The sequence below is a fragment of the Arthrobacter gallicola genome, from assembly GCF_014836775.1.
Classification (GTDB): Bacteria; Actinomycetota; Actinomycetes; order Actinomycetales; family Micrococcaceae; genus Arthrobacter_B; species Arthrobacter_B gallicola.
The window spans coordinates 151,994-175,066 of sequence record NZ_JACSQD010000008.1; the positions used below are offsets into that span (position 1 = coordinate 151,994).

Sequence of the window (23,073 nt, forward strand, 5' to 3'; positions counted from 1 at the left end):
GATCCACCACGCGGTCCGGCTGGGCCTACCCTGTAAATACTGCAAGGAACTCTTTTCCCACCCATTCCCATGGCCTGGCACCGTTCCGCCGAAACCGGTCATCCGTTGACCTCGGCGCCGCCGGCAGCTGGACCCGGCATGGAGGGTCATATGGAAAGCTTCACCCCAACAACAGACCCGGTCGGCGGGAGCATAGCCCTCTCCGCACTTCTCGCCCTCGTTCCGCTGCTGGTCTTCTTCCTGCTGCTGGCCTTCGCGAAAACCAAGGCTTACATAGCCGGAGCGTGTGCGTTGGCGGCAGCACTCGTCATCGCGGTCCTCGGCTTTGGCATGCCTGTCGGGCTGGCATTCCTTTCAGCGACCCAGGGTGCGGCCTTTGGCCTGTTCCCGGTCGTCTGGATTATTGTGATGGCCGTCTGGCTGTACCAGGTCACCGTGCGCAGCGGACGCTTCGAGGATCTTCGCCGCGTCTTCGATACGGTCGGCGGCGGCGACATCCGCGTCCAGGCTCTGCTGGTGGCCTTCTGCTTCGGCGGACTGCTCGAAGCCCTCGCCGGATTCGGTGCTCCGGTCGCGATCACAGTCACCATGCTCCTGGCCATTGGCATCGCACCCATCCGGGCAGCGACTGCCGTGCTGATCGCCAACACCGCGCCGGTAGCATTCGGTGCCCTGGCCATCCCCATTACGACGGCGGCAAATCTCACCAGCTACACGGGCGACGAGATAGGCGCCGTCGTCGGGCGGCAGACCCCGCTGCTGGCCTTCCTGGTCCCGCTGATCCTGCTCTTCATCCTCGACGGCAGGCGCGGGCTGCGGGAATGCTGGCCGGTGGCGCTGTTCACCGGCGTCGTCTTCTCGATCTTCCAATTCCTGTGCTCAAACTACTTCTCCTACGAACTCACCGACATTGTTGCCTCCCTCGTGGCGATGGCAGCTGCCGTGGCATTCCTGCGGTTCTGGCAGCCGCGCGGCGGTCAACAGGCCTCCGACCGGATGCACGGCGAGCTGGAAACAGCCCGGGCCGGTGGCTGGACGCCGGCCGGTACCAAGGGAAGTGGTGCGTCAGGGCACGACGGCGGCACGGCAGCGCGCGGCGGTTCCGGGCACACCGGCGATTCCGGACAGTCCGGCGCTTCAGGACCATCCGGTGATTCAGGACAGACCGGCAGGTCCGGCAGGTCCGCGGGGCCGCCTGAGTACGTCGGGGGTCAGCGCGGGGCGCACGCTCCCGGATACGCTGCTGACCACGGCGCCGGGAAAAACGCCGGTACCGACGGACGGGACGGCCAATCCGCGGACCGGCTCACGGCGTCGCGCGGGTGGATGGCACTGTTCCCGTATGTCCTGGTGATTGTAATCTTTGGTATCGCCAATCTCTGGACCCTCGGCGTGGATATCCCGGCGGCCCTCGCCAGGACCACCATCGAGATCCCCTGGCCGTGGCTCCATGAGGCACTTCTGGATCCGAACGGCCAGACGCAGTCCTCCACCGTCTACAGCTTCGACTGGCTGGCCAGCCCCGGAACCCTGCTCCTGATCAGCGGGCTGATCGTGGCGCTGGTGTACTCCCGCTTTGATGACCGTGGCCGGTATCCCCTGACCATGGGCGGTGCCATGCAGGAAATGTGGCTCACTGCCAAGCGGATGAAGTCCGCCGCGCTGACGATCCTGGGGGTCCTGGCACTGGCCTACGTGATGAATTTTTCCGGACAGACCATCTCGATCGGAACGTGGCTGGCGGCAACGGGCGCGTTCTTCGCGTTCCTCTCCCCGGTGCTCGGCTGGATCGGGACGGCGGTGACGGGATCCGACACCTCTGCCAACGCTCTGTTCGCAAAACTGCAGGAGACCGCCGGCCAGGCCGCCGGCCTGGATCCCAAGCTGATGGTTGCCGCGAACACCGGCGGCGGCGTGATGGGCAAGCTGATCTCGCCGCAGAACCTGGCAATCGCCGCCGCCGCCGTGAATATGAGCGGGCAGGAGTCGGTCCTGTTCCGGAAGGTCTTTGGCTGGAGCGTAGCCCTGCTGCTGGCCCTGTGTGTGATTGTCTTCCTGCAGTCCACACCAGTACTGAGCTGGATGATCCCGTAGCCGGGGACAGGATCAGCCAGCATCCGGTTCATCAGTAGCTGGCGCGTTCGTCCTCGGCATCAGTGGTCTGCGGCAGGTACCTGGCAGCGAGCGCCTCGGACGCACGTGCCAGCAGGGCGACGTCGGCCCCCACCAGGATGAAATCCACCCCGGCATCAAGGTAACGCCGGGCGGTGGCCTCGGCGAACGCGTTGACCCCCACGGGAACACCAAGCTCCTTGGCGGTGCGGATGCACTGCTCAACGGCAGCCACCACCTCGGGGTGTTCCTGCTGCCCGAGATAACCCATCGACGCCGCCAGGTCCGACGGACCCACAAAGATCCCGTCCACACCGTCCGTTGCGGCGATCTCCGCCACGTTGGCCACCGCCTGTGCGGTCTCCACCTGGACCAGCAGGGTCACTGTTTCATCGGCCCGGCCCAGATAGTTCTCGATCCGGTTCCACCGTGAGGCACGCGCCAGCGCACTGCCCACGCCGCGGACGCCATGCGGCGGGTAACGGACGGCGGCGACGGCGGCGGCCGCCTGTTCCGCCGTATCCACCATGGGCACCAGCAGGTTCTGCACGCCGAGGTCCAGGTACTGCTTGATCAGCACCGTGTCGTTGATCGGCAGCCGCACCACCGGCTGAATCGGATACCCAGCCGCAACCTGCAGCTGCACGCTGATGGACTCCAAGCTGTTGATGCTGTGTTCGCCGTCGATCAGCAGCCAGTCCAGACCGGATCCGGCGCAGATCTCGGTCACCAGCGGATTGCCGGTGCACGCCCACATGCCCACCCGGGCACGTCCGCCGGGCACCAGATCGGCTTTGAACGAAGTTGCGGGGTCTACTCGAAACGGCATGTCACTGATCCCAGCTGTCCGTAGTCTGCATGGACGGTGTCTCCCTTGTGCACCCACATGGGACGGGTGAAGGATCCCGCGAGGATGATCTCTCCGGCGCCCAGCGTGGTTCCGTGGGCGGCAAGCTTGTTGGCCAGCCAGTACACCCCGGCGGCCGGATGGTTCAGGACACCGGCAGCCACACCGGTTTCTTCGATGGTCTGGTTTTTGTACAGCAGGGCAGCGACCCAGCGCAGGTCGACGTCGGACACCTTGACCGGCCGTCCGCCCACCACCATGGCGCCCATCGCCGCGTTGTCGGAGATGGTGTCCACGATGGTGCGGCCTTCCATCTCGATGCGGGAGTCCAGGATTTCCAGCGCGGGAACGACGTAGTCGGTGGCGTCCAGGACGTCGAAGATGCTGCAGTTCGGACCGGAGAGCGGCTTGCCCAGCACAAAGGCCAGCTCCACTTCAATCCGCGGATGGGTATAGGCGTCCCACTGGACGGTGCAGCCGTTCTCCAGCACCATGTTGTCGAAAATGACGCCGTAGTCCGGTTCGGTGATTCCGGTGGCGGCCTGCATGGCCTTGGACGTCAGGCCGATCTTGCGGCCGACCAGCTTCCGCCCGCTCTCCTGCATCCGCTGGCTCCAGAGATTCTGCACGGCGTAGGAGTCCTCCACCGTCATCTCCGGATACCGGGACGTCAGGCGCTGAACCGGAATGCGGTTGGCGCCGGCGGCCACCAGCTCATCGGCGATCTTCTCAATGGTTTGCTGCTCGAGCACGTACCTGCACCACTTTCCGGGGGAATGCTGTCCGCTCCATTACGGCTGAACAGGATTGTATATGATTCAGGACACATTTCGTCGGCGACGGAGGGCTTCGGATTCGTGGACACCTCCGGCGTGGCTGGCTAGGGTGGCAGGCATGAGTCCACGCGCGCCCTCAGAAGGCAGTCTGCTGTCCGGTTTCTCCCTGGAAATGACCGGCAAGGACGTCGAGGCCCTGCGCAGCGCGCAGGATGTGCTGCCGGCCGGCACCAGAGTGAACGTGACCTTCCTGGGCAACGAAGACCTGCCGATGCGCCTGGCGGCCGCGGCAGCCGTGAAATCCGCCGGGCTGGTCCCGGTGCCGCATATTTCCGCCCGCAGGCTCGAATCCTCCGCCGAACTGGAAAAGTTCCTCGGCGCCCTGGCCGATGCCGATGCGGTGGAGAACCTGTTCGTGGTGGGAGGCGACCCTGCGGAACCGATGGGGCCGTACGAAGACTCGCTCGCCGTCGTCCGTTCCGGGCTGCCCGCAGCGTACGGTGCCCGGCACATCAGCATCGCAGGTTACCCGGAGGGGCATCCGGATATCAGCGGGGAAGCCTTGTGGACTGCCCTGCTGGCCAAGGCCGATGCCCTCCGGGAGCAGGGTCTGGAAGCCTCCATCATTACCCAGTTCGGATTCGATACGGCCCCGGTCCTGGCCTGGCTGGAAGAGCTGCGCGGCCGCGGCGTCAGCATCCCGGTCCGGATCGGCGTTCCGGGCCCCGCAGGCATCAAACGGCTGCTCGGCTACGCACGGCGGTTCGGCGTGGGGACCTCGGCCGGGATCGCACAGAAATACGGGTTCTCGCTGACCAACCTGCTGGGCACCGCCGGCCCGGACCGCTTCCTCCGCGACCTGGCCGCAGCCCACGATCCCGCCCGGCACGGCACCGTCCAGCTGCACTTCTACACCTTCGGCGGCCTGCGGGCCACGGCAGAATGGGTCCGGGACTTCCAGGAGCACTAGTCACCCGAAAATCCCGGACCCACCCCGGCTTTACTCTGCTCTGCAAACCCGCTGCGAACCACCTGCAAACCTCGCCTGCGGGTCCGCACGAACCCGGCTAGTAGGACGGAAGCAGCGTCTCCATGTCCGGAATCTCCTCGACCAGTCCGCGGTCCAGTGAGATGCGGGCAACCTCCTCGATGGAGGCGCTGTTCACCTCGGTGCTGTACCGGGGCAGGGTCAGCTGCTCGATCACCTCAGGCTTGAGCGAGGTGTAGCTGGGCAGGATCGCACGGACCTTGTCCGGGTTCGCCTCTGCAAACTCCTGTGAAGCCTTGAGTGCACGGACAAACTTCTCCACGGTTTCCGGATTTTCCTGGATGTACTCGTCTGAAGCGAAATAGACGGCCACCGTCAGGTCATCCACCGGCTCGGCGTAATTGGAGAACACCGGAACGGCGCCGTCGGCCTTGGCAATGGTCACAAAGGGTTCGACGGCGGCGATCGCGTCCACGGTTCCGGCAGCAAGCTGCCCGGACAGTTCGGGGAACGGTATCTCCACGAACTCGATGCTCTCGTAATCCCCTCCCGCCTGCTTCACGGCCTCAGAGATGGTGGAGTCGGAAATATTGTTCAGCGTGTTCACGCCGACCTTTTTGCCTTCAAGATCCTTGGTGGTCTCAATACCGCTGTCCGGCTTGGTCATCACGGCGGCAAAGTCCGCATCAGGGTCGCCGGTGGAGCTGCCCCCGGGAGCCACCATCTGCACCGGCAAGCCCTTCGAACGTCCCACGATCATGGAGGTGATGTTGGAGAAGCCAAAATCCATCTGCCCCGAAGTCACCGCCGGAACGATGGCCGCTCCGCCCTGAGCCAGGGTGAGGGTGACGTCCAGGCCTTCCGCCTCAAAGAGGCCTTCCTGAACCCCGAGATAAATAGGCGCCACGTCCACGATAGGAATAACCCCCACCTCAATGGCCGTGAGCCCTTCGGCTGCGGGAGACCCGCTGCTGGTTTCGTCAGTGGAGGACAGCGACCCCGATCCGCACGCCGTCAGGCCAAGCAGCGCCACCGTTGCCGCTGCTGCAACCAGTTTCCTCATGGATGTCTCCTCGTTTGTCGCGGACCGAGCCGCGGGGCAGTTTGTGATACAAGCCACACTATCTACCAGGATAGATATTGACTAGGTCCCCTAAACCGGGAGCCCCCGGCCCTCGACTTACCTATCTGCATAGATATATGGTCGGCGCACCGGCGTTATCCGGCTCCCCGTCCGACAGAAACAGAGGTTCACCGTGGCACCTAAGAATCTGCAGGAAGTCCTTGATGCATCCAACGGAACGGTTGATCTGCTCCGTAATTCGCAGATCGGCGCGTACATCTATCCCGTCGTCGCACCGGAATTCACCAACTGGCGCAGCGAACAGCGGGCCTGGCGGGAGACCGCCGTCCTCTTCGACCAGTCGCACCACATGGACAACGTCTTCATCAAGGGTCCCGACGCCTTGAAGCTCATCTCAGACACCGCAGTGAACAGTGTGGCGAACTTCCCGGTGAACAAGGCCAAACAGTACGTTCCGGTGACGCCGTCCGGCCACGTGATCGGCGACGGCATCCTCTTCCACCAGGAACAGGACGAATACGTGTACGTCGGCCGCGCGCCCGCAGCCAACTGGCTGCTGTTCAACGCCGAGACCGGCGGTTACGACCTGGAGATCGAGGTGGACCGCCGGTCGCCGTCGCGCCCCATGGGCCAGCCCGTCAGCCGGCGGTACTGGCGGTTCCAGATCCAGGGCCCCAACGCCTGGCAGATCATCGAAAGCCTCAACGGCGGCCCGCTGGAGCAGCTGAAGTTCTTCAACATGGACACAATGACCATCGCGGGCGAACCCGTGCGCACCCTGCGCCACGGGATGGCCGGAGCGCCCGGCCTGGAGATCTGGGGAGACTACGGCTCCTACGACAAGGTGCGGGACGCGATCATGGCAGCCGGCACCGAGTTCGGCATGGCCGCCGTCGGCGCACGCGCCTACCCCTCCAACACCCTGGAATCAGGCTGGATCCCCTCTCCCCTGCCCGCTGTCTACACGGATGAGCGGCTGCGCCCGTACCGCGAGTGGCTGGGGGCGGACAGCTATGAGGCAACCAACGCCGTCGCCGGCAGCTTCGTCTCCGCGGACATCGAGGACTACTACCTGACGCCGTGGGAGCTGGGCTACGGCTCCTTCGTGAAGTTCGACCACGACTTCATCGGCCGCGAAGCCCTGGAAGCCATGGACCCCGCAGCCCAGCGCCGCAAGGTCACGCTGGCCTGGAACGAGGAAGACCTGGGCCGCATCCTCACCTCGCAGCTGGACACCACCGGAACTCCCTACAAGTACTTCGACCTGCCGCTGGCCAACTACGGCTCCTCGAACTACGACGCCGTGATCGACGCCGACGGCAACACCGTGGGCGTGTCCATGTTCACCGGCTACTCCGCCAATGAGCGGCGCGGCCTGTCCCTGGCCACGGTCAATCCGGACGTCCCCGAAGGAACCGAACTGCGCGTGGTCTGGGGTGAACCCGGGGGCGGCACCGCCAAAACCACCGTTGAGCCGCATCAGCAGCTCGAAGTCCGGGCCGTGGTCAGCCCGATCCCCTATTCGGAGACGGTGCGCAAGGACTACAAGGGCGGCTGGCGCACCGGCTACACCGGGAGCTAAGCCCCGGGTGGTTCACCCGCGGCCAGCTCCGGCCAGCTCCGGCTAGCTCCGGCTAGCTCCGGCTAGCTCCGGCTAGCTCCGGACGATAATCACGTCCAGCGTGCGCGGACCGTGCACACCCTCGACGCGCTCGAGTTCGATGTCGCTGGTGGCACTCGGACCGCTGATCCAGGTCAGCGGCCGGGTGCCGTCCAGCCGGCGGAGGGCCTCCGGCAGGATGGTGGTGATGTCCGCGGCACGGACCACGCAGATGTGATGGTCGGGGACCAGGGAGATCGCCCGGCGGCCCTGGTTGGAACTGCCGTCCAGCATGATCGTGCCGGTTTCGGCGACCGAGACGGCACTGCCGGTGACGACGGCGGCTGTTGCGTCGAGTTCGGCAACGCTGAGCGGCGCACCGGTCGAGTCGGTCCGGCGGCGGCCGGGTGCAGCGGCGTCGGCGGCTTTCAGCCAGGCGTCGTCGATCCCTTCGGGCACCACGTAGCTGGCCGCGCCGTCGAGCAGTTCCGCGATGCGGGGCGCGATGCCGTCATCGTCCAGGACCGTGACGCCGGCCTTGTAGTCTTCCAGCCGGTCCACCAGCATGGCGATCCGCTCAGCTTCAGGGACCTCCGTGGTGCTGCGGTATTCCCGCGGAACCTCCGGGACCGCCGGTGAGTCGCGCAGCGCGTCCCGCAGCCTGCCGAGGATCTCTTCGCGTGCGCTCATGCCTTCGTCTCCCCCTGCTTTGCCGCGTCGCCCGGCTGTTCCGGTGCTGTGTGTTCCTTGGCCCACCAGTCCCGGAAGGACTGCGCGGGAGGGGCCGGGATGTCCCGGCTCTGGGTCCAGCCCGCGGCAATGCCGGGCAGCTTGGTAATTTTCTTCTTCCGTCCGGCGGCAAGCCGGCCGAGCGGAAGACCCTTCTCCAGCAGGCCCAGGTTCCGGCCGCGGGAGAACGCCCAGGAGGCGCCCTTCATGATCAAATCCATCTGGGTGGGCAGCTTTTTGGTGCCGCGCTTGGAATCCACGTCCTCGGCGCGCAGGTGCACCAGGATCTCCGGGATGTTGATCTTCACCGGGCAGGCGTCGTAGCAGGCACCGCACAGCGAGGAGGCGTACGGGAGCGAACTGTTTTCCTCCGACTTGATGCCGGTCATCATCGGCGAGAGGATCGCGCCGATCGGTCCCGGGTAGGTGGAGCCGTAGGCATGGCCGCCGGTCCGCTCGTAGACCGGGCACACGTTCATGCAGGCGCTGCAGCGGATGCAGTGCAGGGCCGAGCGCCCCATCTCATCCGCCAGTGCGGCGCTGCGGCCGTTGTCCACCAGCACGAGGTGCACCTTCTGGGGTCCGTCGCCTTCGGTGACACCGGTCCACAGCGAGGTGTAGGGGTTCATCCGCTCGCCGGTGGAGGAACGCGGGAGCAGCTGCATAAAGACTTCAAGGTCCTGCCAGGTCGGCAGCAGCTTCTCCACACCCATCACGGTGATCAGTGTTTCCGGCAGGGTCAGGCACATACGGCCGTTGCCTTCGGATTCGACGACGGCGAGGGTGCCGGCGTCGGCGATCGCGAAGTTTGCGCCGGAGACGGCCACCTTCGCGGAAAGGAATTTGCGGCGCAGGTGTGCGCGGGCAGCCTCGGCCAGCTTGGCCGGGTCGTCGGTGAGCTCCGGGTCCACGCCCGGCATTTCGCGCAGGAAGATGTCCCGGACCTGGGTGCGGTTCTTGTGGATGGCCGGCACCAGGATGTGGCTGGGTTTGTCATGGTCCAGCTGCACGATCAGCTCGGCGAGGTCGGTCTCGAAAGCGGCGATGCCCTGCTCTTCGAGGTATTCGTTCAGACCGATCTCCTGGGTGGCCATGGACTTGACCTTGACCACCTCGTCCACGCCTTCAGCACGGATCAGGTCACGGACGATTTCATTGGCTTCGTCTGCGTCGCGGGCCCAGTGGATGATCCCGCCGCGGGCGGTGAAGTTGGCTTCGAACTGCTCCAGCAGTTCGGGCAGCCGGGCCATCACGGATTCCTTGATTGCGCTGCCGGCGTTGCGCAGCTCCTCCCAGTCCGGGAGTTCGCCCACTACCTTGAGCCGCTTGTCGCGGATGGTGTGGGTGGCGTGCCCCAGGTTGGCCCGGAGCTGGGCGTTGCCCAGCTCCCGGTGTGCCGCGGCTGGGAAGGATTCGACGGCGTTGAGGTTTCCGCGTCCGTAGACCGGAAGGGTGGGCATTCCCAGGTAGGTGCTCATCGTCCGGCCTTTCCGCTGACGAGGATCTCTCCAGTGACAGAGACCGGGTTTTCCTTGGTGCTGGCCAGGATCTCAGCGAAGTGCAGGGTGGTGGCGCTGGCGCCTTCGCGGGAGAGCCCGCCGCCGATGTGCATCAGGCAGGAGGCGTCTCCGCCGGAGCAGAGTGAGGCACCGGTGGAGGTGACGTTGGCGGTTTTGTCCGCCAGCATGGCGGAGGAAACATCCGCGTTCTTCATGGAGAAGGTTCCGCCAAAGCCGCAGCACTGGTCGGCTTCCGGCAGGTCAGCCATTTCGATCCCGCCCACGGAGGAAAGCAGGTTCAGCTGGCGGTCACCGAGGCGCAGCAGGCGCATGCCGTGACAGCTGGGATGGTAGGTGACCTTGTGCGGGAACCAGGAACCCAGCTGCTCGGCGGCGTTGGTGATGCCCAGGACATCGGTTAGAAGTTCGGACAGTTCGTAGGTCTTGGCGCCGACGGCTTCCGCCGCGGCCTCCAGCTGGGTGTCGCCGCAGGACCGGGCGATCATCGGGTGCTGGTGCTTGACCGAGCCGACGCAGGAACCCGAGGGCGCGACGGCGACGTCGTAGCCCGCGGGGTCGAACGCCTCAACGTGGTTGCGGACCACGGGGACGGCCTCGGGGAAGTACCCCGAGTTCACGTGCATCTGGCCGCAGCAGGTCTGGCCGGACGGGAACACGACCTCGTGTCCCAGCCGTTCCAGGATCGCTACCGTGGCACGGGCTGTCCGTGGATACATCGCATCCACGATGCAGGTGGCAAATAGTGCAATTCTCATGGCTGCCTCTCAGCGGGATGTCCCCGGGGCCGGTGTGGTCTGACCATACTAGGCACGTTATGAGCAACACACCAAGGGGGCCCGCGGCTGGTGGCCATGATCACACGCTTGTCAACGGTGCGCTAGACTTCCATGGCCTGACCATTGTGGTCTGACCAACTCCCCCCGCCAGTTCTTCTCTTTTCCGGAGGTCCCCCGTGGATCACTTCACCGCCAGCACCGATCCGGTGTCCGGCAGCGTTGCCGCGTCAGCCATAGTGGCTCTCGTTCCCCTGCTCACGTTCTTTATCCTCTTGGCGTTCGTGAAGGTGAAGGCCCACGTTGCCGGCGCACTTTCCCTGGTAGTTGCCATCGCCGTCGCCATCTTTGCGTTCAAGATGCCGGCCGGCCTGGCCCTGCTCTCCGCTTCCCAGGGTGCCGTTTTCGGCGCGTTCCCGGTTGTCTGGATTGTGATCATGGCCATCTGGCTGTACCAGATCACGGTGGTCAGCGGCCGGTTCGAGGACCTTCGCCGCGTCTTCGATGTCATTGGCGGCGGGGACGTCCGCATCCAGGCGATCCTCGTGGCGTTCTGCTTCGGCGGTCTGCTCGAAGCCCTCGCCGGGTTCGGCGCCCCCGTGGCCATCACCGCCACCATGCTCGTTGCCCTGGGCTTGAAGCCCCTGAAGGCAGCAGCAGCCGTACTGGTGGCAAACACCGCGCCGGTCGCCTTCGGCGCCATGGCCATCCCGATCACCACGGCTGCCAACCTTACCGGCCTCGACGCCGATCACATCGGTGCGGTCGTGGGGCGACAGGCACCCGTGCTGGCCATCATTGTGCCGCTGATCCTGGTCTTCATCCTCGACGGGTTCCGTGGCGTCAAGGACACCTGGCCTGCAGCTTTGGTTACCGGTGCCGCGTTCTCCATTGCCCAGGTGCTGTGCTCCACGTTCTTCTCCTACGAGCTCACGGACATTGTTGCCGCGCTGGCCGGCCTGGGTGCAGCCGTCGTCTTCCTGCGCTTCTGGCAGCCCCGCGGCCTCGACGCCGCGCGCGAACGGATGGGCCTCACCGCCCTTGTTGCCGCCGGCGCTAGCCGCCCGGGCACCGGCAGCGGTTCGACCGCCACCGCGGTCCGCGACGAGGACTCCCTGACCCCCTCACGCACCTGGCTGGCCCTGTTCCCGTACTTCCTGGTCATTGCGATCTTCGGCATCGCCAAGCTTTGGAAGCTCGGGGTGGACATCCCCGCCTTCCTGGCGTCGACCGACATCCAGGTTCCGTGGCCGATTCTGCACGAGGCCCTGGTGGACGGGGCCGGAAACCCGGTGTCCTCCACCATCTACACGTTCAACTGGCTCTCCACCCCGGGCACGCTGCTGCTGATCACGGGCCTGATCGTTTCCGTTGTCTACTCCCGGTTCGACGACGGCGGCCGTTACCGGATGAGCGTCGGCAACGGTGTGGCGGAGATCGGCCGCACGGTCTGGAACATGCGCTGGGCCGCCCTGACCATCCTCTCGGTCCTGTCCCTGGCCTACGTTATGAACTTCTCCGGCCAGACCGTATCCATCGGCACCTGGCTGGCGGGAGCCGGCGGCTTCTTCGCCTTCCTGTCCCCCGTCCTCGGCTGGATCGGCACCGCCGTGACCGGCTCTGACACCTCCGCCAACGCCCTGTTCGCCCGCCTGCAGCAAACCGCGGGGCTTGAAGCCGGCATCGACCCGAACCTCCTGGTGGCCGCCAACACCACCGGCGGCGTCGTTGGCAAGCTCATCAGCCCGCAGAACCTGGCCATTGCGGTGACCGCCGTGAAGCTGGACGGGCAGGAATCCGTACTGCTGCGCAAGGTGGTTGGCTGGAGCGCTGGCCTGCTGCTGGTCCTCTGCACACTGGTCTACCTGCAGTCGACTCCGATCCTGGGCTGGATGCTTCCGTAGTAACCGGCCCCGCTTCCCCCGGCGCTGCGGCGCTGGCCGGAGTGGCGGAGCGTGTATTCCTTGGGGGGAATACACGCTCTGCCACTCCTTTTTTTGCATGGCCCCTGTGGTGGAGCGGGGGCTGTGTTGAGCCGTGGTTTGAACCATGATTGAACCGTGGAACGGGTCTGGTTCCGGTTGTGACGGTGTTCAGAACCCTTTGTTGCGGACGCCGGGGAATCCCGGGCCTGCCGTGTAAGGATGTTGCAGTGACTCATACGGATTCCGCTCCCCTTCCGCCGCGCCGCAGCTATGACCTGCTGCTGGAGAACATCGAAGCGGGCCTGCGGAACGGCGAGATCAAGCTGGGCGACCAGCTCCCCGGCGAACGCACCCTGGCGGAAACCTACGGCATCTCCCGCGCCTCCGTCCGGGAAGGCATCCGGATCCTGGATGCCTTGGGAGTTCTGCGTTCGTCCTCCGGTTCCGGCCCGAAGTCCGGCGCCATTATCGTCTCCGAGCCATCCGCCGGGCTGTCCTCGGCGCTGCGCCTGCACATGGCCAGCAACCGGCTCCCGGTGGCGGACATCGTGCAGACCCGTGTGCTGCTGGAAACCTGGGCGGCCGAAGCGGCGGCGAACGCGCCGCGCACCGAAGAAACCGCTGCGGCCTTGGAGCGGGCCCGCGGCCTGTTGGAAGCCATGGACCGCCCTGACCTGGAGCGGGATGCTTTTCACACCCTTGATGCCCAGTTCCATGTGGAGCTCAGCTCGCTGGCCGGCAATGCCGTGATCGAGACCATGATGGCCTCGCTCAGCGGTGCCATCCGCGGCTACGTCAAGGAGGCCATGGACAACTTCGAAGACTGGCCTGGCATCCTGGCTGTGCTGCGGGAGCAGCATCACGGGATTTACGACGCCGTCGCCGCTGCGGATGGTTCCCTGGCCGCCCGGCTGCTCCGCGGCCACATCGAATGGTTTTATGCCCAGATCCCGGCGCACCGGCCTGCGCAGTCCCCGGCCGCGCCCTCCCAGCCCTAAGGCCTGCCGGTGCTGCCAGCACTCCCAGCGCTCCCAGTGCTGCCCACCGGAGGGGTGACGCTGCGCTCCCCCGGCAACCACGGGGGAAAACCCCATGGTCACCGGGGCTGTGCACGGAGAAAGATGTAATCATGACACCCACCCGCGCCTCCGATCCCGACACCACACCCGGCCTGGTCGAGGCAGACTCCACCCCGGCACAGCACAGCCGGCACCCCCGGCACGTTCCGCATTCTGAACGCAGCCCCCATTCTGAACGCACCCCGCACCTGCAAAGCACCCGTGTTTCCCGCCCCGGCACAGGGCGCCCGGCGTTCTTCCGCAGCAGCACCTGGCGGGCCTTCGGCTACCACTGGGTGACGCTGCTGCTGGCTCCGTTTGGCCTGGCCTATGCCGTGACCACCGTGTCCCTCGGCGCTTCGCTGCTGGTGACCTTCGTGGGACTGATCGTTATGGCGGCCCTGGTCGCCGGGGCACGGTCCTGGGGTACCCTCCACCGTTCCCTGGCCGCCGGACTGCTGGACCGGGAGATTCCGGCGCCGGTCCGCTTTGCTCCCCGGCCGGGGTTCTTCGGCTTCCTCCGCTCCGGACTGGCCGACGGCGCCGGCTGGCGCGCCCTGAGCCACATGGCCGTCAGCTTTGTGACGTCAGTACTGTCAGCGTGCCTGAGCATCACCTTCCTGGCGGCCGGCCTGGGCTGCATGACGCACTGGTACTGGTACCAGTGGCTTCCGCCCCAGGAAGCCGGTGACGGCACCTGGCACCGCGGCAGCATGATTGCCCCGGATGTCTACGTCGAGGGGTTCTGGTGGCAGGCCGCCTACGTTGGAGTCGGCCTCCTCCTGACGTTCCTTATCTGGCCGTCCCTCAACAACGGCCTGGCACGGCTGCAGGCCAGCCTCGCTGCGGGGCTGCTGGGACCCACCGCCGCCCAGGACCGGGTCCGCGAGCTGGAGGCGAGCCGAAGCAGCTCCGTCGCCGGTGCCGATGCCCGGCTGGCGCAGATCGAGCGTGACCTGCACGACGGAACCCAAGCCCAGCTCGTGGCCATCGCCATGAAACTCGGGGATGCCAAGGACCGGATCGCAGGCACCGAGGCACCCGCTGAACTGCAGCATCTTCTGGACACCGCGCACGGCACGGCGAAGGATGCCCTGGAAGACCTGCGCGGCATAGCCCGCGGCATCCGTCCGGCGGTCCTGAACGACGGACTGGACACCGCCCTGGAATCGCTCGCCGCTACCGCACCCCTGCCGGTGTACCTGTCCTACCGGCTGCCGGTCCGCCCCTCCCCCGCAGTGGAAGCCATCGCCTACTACTGCGCTGCGGAGCTGGTGACCAACGCGGTCAAGCACTCCGGCGGTTCGCGGATCAGTGTCCTGGTTCTTCAGGAGGACTCCGGCCTGACGCTGAGCGTCAAGGACGAGGGCGCAGGCGGCGCAGGCTCCGGCACAGAGAGCGCCGGGACCGGGCTGGCCGGGCTTGCCGAACGGGTCCGGACCGTGGACGGAACGCTCCGGATCTCCTCCCCGGACGGAGGCCCGACGGTTGTCACCGTCCGCCTCCCGCTGTCCTGACCAGTTCCCCCAGCACGCCCGCTTCCTCAGCTGACGGGTTCCCCCACCACTCGGGTTTCCCCCGAAACGCGCCGGTAGGGCAAGCTGCTGGCATGAGGATTGTCATCGCAGAAGACTCCGCCCTGCTCCGGGCCGGGCTGGTGGAACTGCTGAACGGCCGGGGACACCAGGTGCTCGCGGCCGTTGGCGACGCGGAGGAACTGTTCGCCGCGCTGGAAACCTCGCTTCCCGACGTCGTGATCCTGGATAACCGCATGCCGCCCAGCCACACCCATGAAGGGATCCGCGCCGCCCTGCAGCTGCGGGAAACCCGCCCGGAGATCGGCGTAATGCTGCTCTCGCAGTATGTGGAGACGCGTTACGCCGCGCAGCTTTTCGCCGGGCAGCCCAGTGGAACCGGCTACCTGCTCAAAGACCGGGTGGCCGACGTCGCCGATTTCCTTCACGCCCTGGAACGCATCCGCGCTGGCGGGACGGTGCTCGACCCCGAGGTTGTCCGGCAGCTGATGGGCGCCGGACGCCACACGGGCCTGGAATCCTTGACCCCGCGGGAGCGGGAGGTTCTGGAGCTTATGGCCCAGGGACGGACAAACGCCGGTATTTGTGCTGAACTGTTCCTCTCCGCCGGAGCAGTGGAGAAAAACATCACCTCAATATTCGGCAAGCTGAACCTCCATCCAGCGGCCGGGGACCACCGGCGGGTCCTCGCCGTACTGCAGTATCTGCAGGCCGCCCGCCCTGTGTGGCCTGACCATTTCGCGGAGGGCGGGTCCCGGGCCTAGATTTGTACCGGGACCAAAGCCCCGTCGATGTCTCGGATCAGGATCGTATGTCAGTCACAGCAGAGTCTTCCGCCCCAGCAATCAGTGCCCTCCGCAGTTCGGGAATCAGCACCCGGGAAATCGACCGCCGCAAAATGGCGCACGATGCTTCCCACTACCTGCTGCTCCCCCAGGCCGTGGCGACACCCGCCAACACTGCAGAGGTGGCTGACCTGCTGCGCCGCAGCCGGGAGCTCGGCATCCCCGCGACCTTCCGATCCGGCGGGACATCCCTCTCCGGCCAGGCCCTGAGTGACAGTCTGCTCATCGACACCCGGCACCATTTCCGGGACATCGAGGTGCTCGACGGCGGTGCCCGGGTGCGCGTGGCACCCGGCGCCACGGTGCGCTCGGTCAATTCCCGGCTCGCCGCCTTCGGCCGTAAACTCGGGCCCGATCCGGCGAGCGAGATCGCCTGCACGATTGGCGGCGTGGTCGCCAACAATTCCTCCGGGATGGCGTGCGGCACCGAGTTCAACACCTACCGGACGCTGGAGTCCATGGTGCTGGTCCTGGCCGGCGGAACCGTGCTGGACACCGCGGCACCGGACGCCGAGCAGCAGCTGCGCACCCTGGAACCGGAACTGTTCGAAGGGCTGCTGCGCCTGCGCGGGAGGATCGTTGCCAACCCGCACTCCGTCGCCACGATCACCCGGCTGTTCTCCATGAAAAACACCATGGGCTACGGGCTGAACTCGTTCCTGGACTTCGAGAGCCCGGTGGACATCCTGGCCCACCTGATGATCGGCAGCGAGGGCACCCTGGGGTTCGTGGCCGAAGCGACGTTCCGGACCATTCCGGCGCTGCCGAAGGTCGCGACCGGCCTGATGTTCTTCGACACGCTCGACGCCGCGGCCACCGCACTGCCCGAGCTGACCGCCACCGGGCTGGCCACCATCGAGCTGATGGACGCCACCTCCCTGCGGGTAGCGCAGCTTGCCGCCGATGCACCCCTGGAACTGCGGAACCTGGACGTCCAGGCCCACGCCGCCCTGCTCGTGGAACACCAGGCCGCCACGGCCGAGGAGCTGACGGCCAAGCGCGAAGAATCCCGTCCGCTGTTCGATTCCCTGCAGCTTGCCGCTCCGTTTGCCATGACGTCCAAGTCCGCGGACCGGGCTGCAATGTGGCACCTGCGCAAGGGCCTCTACACCACGGTCGCCGGCGCCCGCCCCTCAGGCACCAACGCCCTGCTGGAAGACATCGTGGTGCCCGTCCCGTCATTGGCCCGCACCTGCGGCGAACTGGCGAAGCTCTTCACGCAGCACCATTACCGGGACTCGGTCATCTTTGGGCATGCCAAGGACGGCAACGTCCACTTCATGCTCAACGAGAACTTCTCCGACCCGGCCGAGCTGGCCCGCTATGAGGCGTTCACCGAGGAGATGGTGGACCTGGTCCTGGCCGAAGGCGGCTCCCTCAAGGCCGAGCACGGCACCGGACGCATCATGGCCCCCTATGTCCGCCGCCAGTACGGCGATGAACTGTACGCGGTCATGTGCGAGGTCAAGGCACTGATCGACCCGCAAAACCTGCTCAATCCCGGCGTCCTCATCAACGACGATCCCCGGTCCTACATCGAGAATCTGAAGGTCGCACCCACCGTCGAGGAGGAAGTGGACCGCTGCGTCGAATGTGGATACTGCGAGCCGGTCTGCCCCAGCAAGGACCTGACCACCACACCGCGCCAGCGGATTGTGCTCCGCCGGGAAATCGCGGATGCCGAGGCCCGCGGGGACACTGCCCTGGCTGCGGAGCTGCGCAAGGACTATGACTACGACGGCGTGCAGACCTGCGCCGCGGACGGCATGTGCGTGACTGCCTGCCCGGTTTTGATCAACACCGGGGACCTGGTCCGCCGGCTCCGTGCCGAAAACGCCAACCCCGTGGCCGGCACCGGCTGGAAAACCGCCGCCGGACACTGGGGAACCGTAACCACCCTGGGCGGGAAGGCTTTGAGCGTCGCCAAAGCAGTGCCCGCGCCGCTGCCCAAGCTGGCTACCGCCGTCGGGCGTGCCGTGCTGGGAGCGGACAACGTTCAGTCCTATGACACCGTGCTCCCGGCCGGCGGCACCCGCCGGACCCCGCATGAGGACGCCGATCCCGTGGCGGTGTTCTTCCCGGCCTGCATCGGCACCATGTTCGGTCCCGCGGAGGGCGGGGAAGGTGCCAGCGCCGCGTTCCTGGAACTTTGCGGGCGTGCCGGCGTCGGCGTGCGGGTGCCCAGCGGAATTGGGGACCTGTGCTGCGGAACACCGTGGAAGTCCAAGGGCTTCACCTCCGGGTACCAGGCCATGAGCGAGAAGGTGCTGGCCAATTTGTGGGCAGCCACCAACGGCGGGGAGCTTCCCGTGGTGTGTGACGCGGCGTCCTGCACCGAAGGCCTCGAGACCATGAAGCGGCTGGCCGGGGAAAGCACGGTCTACCCCGGACTCCGGTTCGTGGATTCGGTGGACTTCGTCAGTGAAACGGTGCTCCCCCGGCTGGAGATCACCGCGCAGCTCGGTTCGCTGGCTCTGCACCCCACGTGCTCCTCCACTCAGCTCGGTGCGAACGACGCCCTGCACAGGATCGCTGCGGCTGTCAGCACCGAGGTCTTCGTGCCGCCGAGCTGGGGCTGCTGCGCGTTCGCTGGAGACCGCGGCCTGCTGCACCCTGAACTCACCGCTTCGGCCACGGACCGGCAGGCGGCAGAGATCAATGCCCGCTCGTTCGACGGCTACGCTTCCGTGAACCGCACCTGCGAGATCGGCATGAGCAAAGCCACCGGCCAGTCTTACCGGCACATCCTGGAGTACCTGGCCGAGGCCACGCGTCAGCCGTAACCTCCCGTGCTGATCCGGCCCCGGGGGTGGTCTGGCGCTACCGTTGAATAGCGGCTGACCAGTGTCTGACCGGGCGTCTGACCGGGCGCGGGATGGGCAGCGGGAGAGGACTTTCGGGAATGCGGAACACCGGTACCGTCGCAGGGGACGTATCGCTCAGGCTTCAATGGGATGAGCTGCTGGATTCCGTCTGGCAGAGGCGGGCTGAACTGGCCACCGAACATTTTCACCGCTTTCAGGGCGGAACCTCCACCAGCGCGCACCGCGTTGAGTCCGGTGAGATCCTGGCGTTCACCCGGGAGGCGTTCGAAATGCTGCTGCTCCAGCTAAGGGGCAAGGAACTTCCGGAGCACCTGGCCAAGATTCCGCGAAACCTGGGGATGCGCCGTGCCCGCCAGCATGTTGACCTGGATGAGCTTTTGCAGGCCGTCCGCCTGAACTTCAGCGTGTTGTGGGACGCGCTTCGCAACTCTGCTGATGACGACTGCCTGCGCGCGCTGGTGCACCACCTCAGCGACGTCAACGCCGCCGTGGAACGGTACGTTCTCGACGTCCAGTTTGCGTACCTGCAGGAGCGGTCGAGAATGAGCCATTCCAGCCGGCTCAAGACCACGCACAGTGTCTCGCGCCTGTTCACCGGAGACCTGGCCCAGCCCGGAGCGCTGCCGGAGATTGCCGCGTCCCTGGGTGTCCCGGAGGATGCAGTTTTCGAGCTGGTGGCTGCGGTGGGCGAGCGGATTCCGGCTCTGCGCAATTTCCTCGAGGAACGGCGCGAAGATGAAATCTATTTCGACTACGAATCCGACGGCATTCTCCTCGCATTCCGCCGGCAATTCGCCGAGGGCAATCCGCACGGATTCCCCGGCCTTCAAGGCGGATATCTGGGGCATGTTCAGGGCCTGGCCGAAATACCCCGCGCGTTGAACGCCGCCGCGCTGCTGGCACGGGCTGCTGCGGATCAAACCGGCCTGCTGGATTTGGACCACGGGTGGCCGGTGCTGGCCTCCGCTTATCTCGATGCGAACATCCCCGATTTCCGCGCCCGGATACTGGGCGGTTTGGGCGCACTGCCCCCGAACGAACGGGACCGCATGATGGAGACCGTTCATGCCTATCTGGAGACGGGCTCCCTCAAGACGTCCGCGGACCGCCTGTACTGCCACCGCAACACCGTGATCAATCGGCTGGCGGGGTTCAAGGCCGCTACCGGTTATGACGTCCGGGTGCCCCAGGAAGCGGCTTTGGTCCTGGTCGCAGCCCGCTGCCCGGGAGCCTGACCTGTCCTGGCGCATGACCTGCCCTGGAGCCTCCCCGGCCTGGATATCCCGGCCGGTGAACAATCCCCTCTTCCGCGGTTCAAGGAATGTGCAAACGCCCATTTCCGGGCTTCTTTTCCGCTGGGATATGTCCATTGAACAGGACGTTTAGCTATCCGTAACGTTTAGGGCACCCTGCAGCAGGTTCCGTGCAGGGAGACTTTATGGAAGGAAACATTTTCATGACGGATATCCGGACTGAATCGACATCAGTCACCTCACGCGCGCTGCTTTTTGATGGGGTGGACACCAAGCCCTACGTGAAAGAACTCTCCGTCCGGGCTCCCGGCGCCGGCGAGGTGCTGGTGAAGATGACCGCTACCGGCGTATGCCACTCCGACCTGCATGTCATCAACGGGGACTGGCCGTACCCGTACCGGCTGATGCTCGGACATGAGGGTGCCGGCATCGTCGAATCCGTCGGAGCGGATGTCAGCGACCTGGCCCCCGGTGACCAGGTTGTGCTTTCCTGGTTTGCTCCCTGCATGAACTGTCCCTCCTGCCACGAAGGTAAATCCTGGCTCTGCCAGGGCAGCGGTGCCTTCGTCGATGGCCTTCCCGACGGCACCACACCGCTGGCGGCCGACGACGGTAAAGAGGTGCGTCCTTATCTGGGCGTCGGGGCGTTTTCCGAGTACACCCTCGTCCCCCGCCCGGCCGCGGTCAAGATTCCCAATGCCGTACCGCCGGAGGTCGCTGCGTTGATCGGCTGCTCCATCGCCACCGGTGTCGGCGCTGTCGGAAACACGGCGGATGTCCGGGCCGGGCAGACTGCTGTGGTGGTGGGCTGCGGCGGAGTCGGTCAGGCACTGATCATGGGGCTCAAGCTTGTAGGTGCGCGGCAAATCATCGCCGTCGATCTTTCCGATGACCGTTTGGACATTGCCCGCGGTTTCGGCGCCACCGATGTCTTGAAGGGTGATGACCCCGATCTGGCGAAGAAGATCAAGGACCTCTCCGGTGGCGGCACCGATTTTGCCTTTGACGCCATCGGGTTGACCAGCACCTCGGCGGCTTTGACCGGGTACCTCAAGCAGGGCGGTGCTGCCGTTTATGTCGGCATGCCGCCGCGCGATGCTGAGGCCACCATCCGGCCGTGGGAAATCATTGTCACCGGCCAGAGGATCCTTGGCTGCAACTACGGCTCCACCCGCCCGGCCGTTGACTTCCCCAAGATCGCGGAACTCTACCTCGCCGGTCTGCTGCCGCTGGATGAGATGGTCGGCGAACGCATCGGCCTGGATGCGGCTGCCGAGGCGATCGAGGACCTCAAGTCCTCCATCGGGCGCCGCAAAATCGTCGTCTACTAGACCGCTTTCCGCCGCGGGGTCCGTGCACGGCTTGTCCCGTGCACGGACTTCCCCAGGTTCTCAGAAGGAGACCCATTCATGAGCGTTTACGCCGTCACCAACCCCGCCACCGGGGAAACCCTGGCCACCTACCCCACCGCCACAGACACCGAAGTCCGGGACGGCATCGCCCGCGCCGACGCCGCTTTCACCAAGTGGAGCCGGACCGCCGTGGAACAGCGGTCCGCCCTGCTGAACCGCGTAGCGGACCTCTACGAGGAGCGCCGGAACGAACTCGCCGCCATCATCACCCGGGAAATGGGCAAGCCCATCTTCCAGGCCGGCATCGAAGTGGACATCGCCGCGTCCATCTACCGCTACTACGCAGAACACGGGCCCGCCTTCCTGGCAGACGAGAGGCTGGACGTGGCCGCCGGCGGCACCGCCGTCGTCCGCAAACAAGGCCTGGGTGTCCTCCTGGGCATCATGCCCTGGAACTACCCCTGCTATCAGGTGGCCCGCTTCGCCGCACCGAACCTGATGAACGGCAACACCATCCTGCTCAAGCACGCCCCGCAGTGCCCCGAATCCGCGCTGGCCATGGAAGCCATCTTCGCCGACGCCGGCGCACCCGACGGCGCCTACGTGAACCTGTTTGCCACAAATGAACAGATCAGCGACGTGATCGCTGACCCCCGGGTGCACGGCGTTTCCCTCACCGGATCCGAACGCGCCGGTTCCGCCGTGGCGGAGACCGCCGGCCGGCACCTGAAGAAGGTGGTCCTGGAACTGGGCGGATCCGATCCGTTCATCCTCCTGGACACCGAGGACATGGATGAGGCGGTGGGCCGGGCCGTCTTCGGCCGCATGGTCAACGGCGGGCAGGCCTGCAACGCCTCCAAACGCTTCATTGTCCTGGCGGACATTTATGACGAGTTCGTGGAAAAGTTCACGGCCGCCATGGCCGGGATCGTGCCCGCGGATCCGACCGATGGAACAACCTTCCTGGGCCCGCTGTCCTCGCAGGCCGCTGCCGACGGACTGGAGCGCCAGGTTCAAAGCGCTGCCGCCGCCGGAGCGGTCGTCCGCACCGGCGGGACCAAGACCGCTAGGGACTCCGCCTATTTCCTGCCCACCGTGCTCACCGATGTGACCCCGGAGATGGAGGTCTTCCGGCAGGAACTCTTCGGTCCGGTCGCCATGGTCTTCAAAGCACGGGACACGGAGGAAGCAGTAGCCCTGGCAAACGGCACACCCTTCGGACTGGGTGCCTCCATCCACACCGCCAACCAGGAGCTCGCCCTGCAGCTGGCAGAGGAGATTGACGCCGGCATGGTCTTCATCAACGAAGCCGGCGGCACCTCAGCGGAGCTGCCGTTCGGCGGGATCAAACGCTCCGGCATCGGCCGGGAACTCGGCAAATACGGCATGGACGAGTTCGTGAACCGAAAGCTCATCCGCATCAAGAAGTAACCCGATTGGAAGCAGCTGGATGAGGCAGCCGCGTCCACTCACAACGGGGGCGCCCGTCCCGGATTTCCGGGACGGGCGCCGGCCTTCTGTCTGTGAGCATTCGCCGGGTGCCATTCCGGTGCTGGGTGTGGCAACCGGGCCCTCCCCTTTCTCCCTGTACCGGGCGCTGGCCCGACGCCGGGACGAACTGCCGCCGCTGCGCATCTTCGCCCTGGACGAGTACCTGGGCCTGCCGGCCGGACATCCGGAAAGCTATGCGGAAGTGGTCCGCCGCGAAATCGTTGAACCCCTGGGCCTCGATGCCGAACAGGCCGCAGTGCCGGATGGTTCGGCCGCTGATCCGGAGCGCGCTGCCGCTGACTACGAGGCCGCCATAGCAGCCGCCCGCGGAGTAGACGTGCAGATCCTGGGAATCGGGAA

17 protein-coding genes and 1 pseudogene are annotated in these 23,073 nt (G+C 66.0%); 12 read left to right on the plus strand and 6 right to left on the minus strand.

Features of this window, described 5'->3' with window-relative positions; genetic code table 11:
- Window positions 1-150: 150 nt before the first annotated feature.
- A complete protein-coding gene (locus H9639_RS16985) occupies window positions 151-2,094 on the plus strand; it encodes an L-lactate permease (protein ID WP_225219699.1) in 1,944 nt (647 codons plus the stop codon).
- A gap of 31 nt (window positions 2,095-2,125) precedes the next feature.
- Here H9639_RS16985 and H9639_RS16055 read toward each other — a convergent pair whose 3' ends face one another.
- The gene (locus tag H9639_RS16055; RefSeq protein WP_191809073.1) at window positions 2,126-2,941 is read right to left on the minus strand and encodes an aldolase/citrate lyase family protein; all 816 of its coding nucleotides are present in this window, start codon (window positions 2,939-2,941) and stop codon (window positions 2,126-2,128) included.
- On the minus strand, window positions 2,926-3,711 hold the full coding sequence (gene hpaH / locus H9639_RS16060) for a 2-oxo-hept-4-ene-1,7-dioate hydratase (RefSeq protein ID WP_191809074.1): 786 nt from the start codon (window positions 3,709-3,711) through the stop codon (window positions 2,926-2,928). Before hpaH ends, H9639_RS16055 begins: the two co-directional genes overlap by 16 nt.
- Before the next feature lie 142 nt (window positions 3,712-3,853).
- Between hpaH and H9639_RS16065 the strand changes: the two genes are divergently transcribed.
- Window positions 3,854-4,705: a methylenetetrahydrofolate reductase gene (locus H9639_RS16065; protein ID WP_191809075.1), complete on the plus strand. Its 852-nt coding sequence runs from the start codon at window positions 3,854-3,856 to the stop codon at window positions 4,703-4,705.
- A gap of 97 nt (window positions 4,706-4,802) precedes the next feature.
- Here H9639_RS16065 and H9639_RS16070 read toward each other — a convergent pair whose 3' ends face one another.
- A complete protein-coding gene (locus H9639_RS16070; protein ID WP_191809076.1) occupies window positions 4,803-5,786 on the minus strand; it encodes an ABC transporter substrate-binding protein in 984 nt (327 codons plus the stop codon).
- 193 nt (window positions 5,787-5,979) lie between these two features.
- Between H9639_RS16070 and ligM the strand changes: the two genes are divergently transcribed.
- Entirely contained in the window at window positions 5,980-7,389 is a 1,410-nt protein-coding gene (gene ligM, locus H9639_RS16075) for a vanillate/3-O-methylgallate O-demethylase (RefSeq protein ID WP_191809077.1), read from the plus strand.
- A gap of 72 nt (window positions 7,390-7,461) precedes the next feature.
- Here ligM and H9639_RS16080 read toward each other — a convergent pair whose 3' ends face one another.
- The 3 genes from H9639_RS16080 to H9639_RS16090 are packed head-to-tail and all read right to left on the minus strand — an operon-like array spanning window position 7,462 to window position 10,411.
- Window positions 7,462-8,097: a LutC/YkgG family protein gene (locus H9639_RS16080; protein WP_191809078.1), complete on the minus strand. Its 636-nt coding sequence runs from the start codon at window positions 8,095-8,097 to the stop codon at window positions 7,462-7,464.
- Window positions 8,094-9,614 (minus strand): LutB/LldF family L-lactate oxidation iron-sulfur protein, encoded by a 1,521-nt coding sequence (locus H9639_RS16085; RefSeq protein WP_191809079.1) that lies wholly within the window; start codon window positions 9,612-9,614, stop codon window positions 8,094-8,096. The genes H9639_RS16080 and H9639_RS16085 overlap by 4 nt, the downstream gene beginning before the upstream one ends.
- Window positions 9,611-10,411, minus strand: coding sequence for a (Fe-S)-binding protein (locus tag H9639_RS16090; RefSeq protein WP_191809080.1), 801 nt, complete (start codon window positions 10,409-10,411; stop codon window positions 9,611-9,613). Before H9639_RS16090 ends, H9639_RS16085 begins: the two co-directional genes overlap by 4 nt.
- Before the next feature lie 197 nt (window positions 10,412-10,608).
- Between H9639_RS16090 and H9639_RS16095 the strand changes: the two genes are divergently transcribed.
- The 9 genes and pseudogenes from H9639_RS16095 to H9639_RS16135 all read left to right on the plus strand — a co-directional run.
- Window positions 10,609-12,333 (plus strand): L-lactate permease, encoded by a 1,725-nt coding sequence (locus H9639_RS16095; RefSeq protein WP_191809081.1) that lies wholly within the window; start codon window positions 10,609-10,611, stop codon window positions 12,331-12,333.
- Window positions 12,334-12,581: 248 nt separating this feature from the next.
- On the plus strand, window positions 12,582-13,352 hold the full coding sequence (locus H9639_RS16100) for a FadR/GntR family transcriptional regulator (protein ID WP_191809082.1): 771 nt from the start codon (window positions 12,582-12,584) through the stop codon (window positions 13,350-13,352).
- Between the two features lie 131 nt (window positions 13,353-13,483).
- Window positions 13,484-14,929: a sensor histidine kinase gene (locus H9639_RS16105; protein WP_191809083.1), complete on the plus strand. Its 1,446-nt coding sequence runs from the start codon at window positions 13,484-13,486 to the stop codon at window positions 14,927-14,929.
- Window positions 14,930-15,021: 92 nt separating this feature from the next.
- Window positions 15,022-15,711: a response regulator transcription factor gene (locus tag H9639_RS16110; RefSeq protein WP_191809084.1), complete on the plus strand. Its 690-nt coding sequence runs from the start codon at window positions 15,022-15,024 to the stop codon at window positions 15,709-15,711.
- A gap of 47 nt (window positions 15,712-15,758) precedes the next feature.
- Window positions 15,759-18,575 carry an FAD-binding and (Fe-S)-binding domain-containing protein gene (locus tag H9639_RS16115; protein ID WP_191809085.1) on the plus strand — a complete coding sequence of 939 codons (2,817 nt, stop codon included), beginning with the start codon at window positions 15,759-15,761 and terminating at the stop codon, window positions 18,573-18,575.
- Window positions 18,576-18,694: 119 nt separating this feature from the next.
- Window positions 18,695-19,852 (plus strand): helix-turn-helix domain-containing protein, encoded by a 1,158-nt coding sequence (locus H9639_RS16120; RefSeq protein ID WP_191809086.1) that lies wholly within the window; start codon window positions 18,695-18,697, stop codon window positions 19,850-19,852.
- 203 nt (window positions 19,853-20,055) lie between these two features.
- Window positions 20,056-21,201, plus strand: a complete 1,146-nt coding sequence (locus tag H9639_RS16125) for an alcohol dehydrogenase catalytic domain-containing protein (RefSeq protein ID WP_191809087.1) — start codon at window positions 20,056-20,058, stop codon at window positions 21,199-21,201.
- Between the two features lie 78 nt (window positions 21,202-21,279).
- Window positions 21,280-22,653, plus strand: coding sequence for an NAD-dependent succinate-semialdehyde dehydrogenase (locus tag H9639_RS16130; RefSeq protein WP_191809088.1), 1,374 nt, complete (start codon window positions 21,280-21,282; stop codon window positions 22,651-22,653).
- A gap of 19 nt (window positions 22,654-22,672) precedes the next feature.
- Window positions 22,673-23,029 (plus strand): annotated as a pseudogene (locus H9639_RS16135) (hypothetical protein); the annotation flags it as partial.
- Window positions 23,030-23,073: the final 44 nt, after the last annotated feature.

Bases quoted from the DNA above. Each gene is read 5' to 3' on its own strand.
- H9639_RS16985 (WP_225219699.1), top strand. From the start codon at position 151: ATGGAAAGCTTCACCCCAACAACAGACCCGGTCGGCGGGAGCATAGCC.
- H9639_RS16055 (WP_191809073.1), bottom strand. From the start codon at position 2,941: ATGCCGTTTCGAGTAGACCCCGCAACTTCGTTCAAAGCCGATCTGGTG.
- H9639_RS16065 (WP_191809075.1), top strand. From the start codon at position 3,854: ATGAGTCCACGCGCGCCCTCAGAAGGCAGTCTGCTGTCCGGTTTCTCC.
- H9639_RS16070 (WP_191809076.1), bottom strand. From the start codon at position 5,786: ATGAGGAAACTGGTTGCAGCAGCGGCAACGGTGGCGCTGCTTGGCCTG.
- H9639_RS16080 (WP_191809078.1), bottom strand. From the start codon at position 8,097: ATGAGCGCACGCGAAGAGATCCTCGGCAGGCTGCGGGACGCGCTGCGC.
- H9639_RS16085 (WP_191809079.1), bottom strand. From the start codon at position 9,614: ATGAGCACCTACCTGGGAATGCCCACCCTTCCGGTCTACGGACGCGGA.
- H9639_RS16090 (WP_191809080.1), bottom strand. From the start codon at position 10,411: ATGAGAATTGCACTATTTGCCACCTGCATCGTGGATGCGATGTATCCA.
- H9639_RS16105 (WP_191809083.1), top strand. From the start codon at position 13,484: ATGACACCCACCCGCGCCTCCGATCCCGACACCACACCCGGCCTGGTC.
- H9639_RS16110 (WP_191809084.1), top strand. From the start codon at position 15,022: ATGAGGATTGTCATCGCAGAAGACTCCGCCCTGCTCCGGGCCGGGCTG.
- H9639_RS16115 (WP_191809085.1), top strand. From the start codon at position 15,759: ATGTCAGTCACAGCAGAGTCTTCCGCCCCAGCAATCAGTGCCCTCCGC.
- H9639_RS16120 (WP_191809086.1), top strand. From the start codon at position 18,695: ATGCGGAACACCGGTACCGTCGCAGGGGACGTATCGCTCAGGCTTCAA.
- H9639_RS16125 (WP_191809087.1), top strand. From the start codon at position 20,056: ATGGAAGGAAACATTTTCATGACGGATATCCGGACTGAATCGACATCA.
- H9639_RS16130 (WP_191809088.1), top strand. From the start codon at position 21,280: ATGAGCGTTTACGCCGTCACCAACCCCGCCACCGGGGAAACCCTGGCC.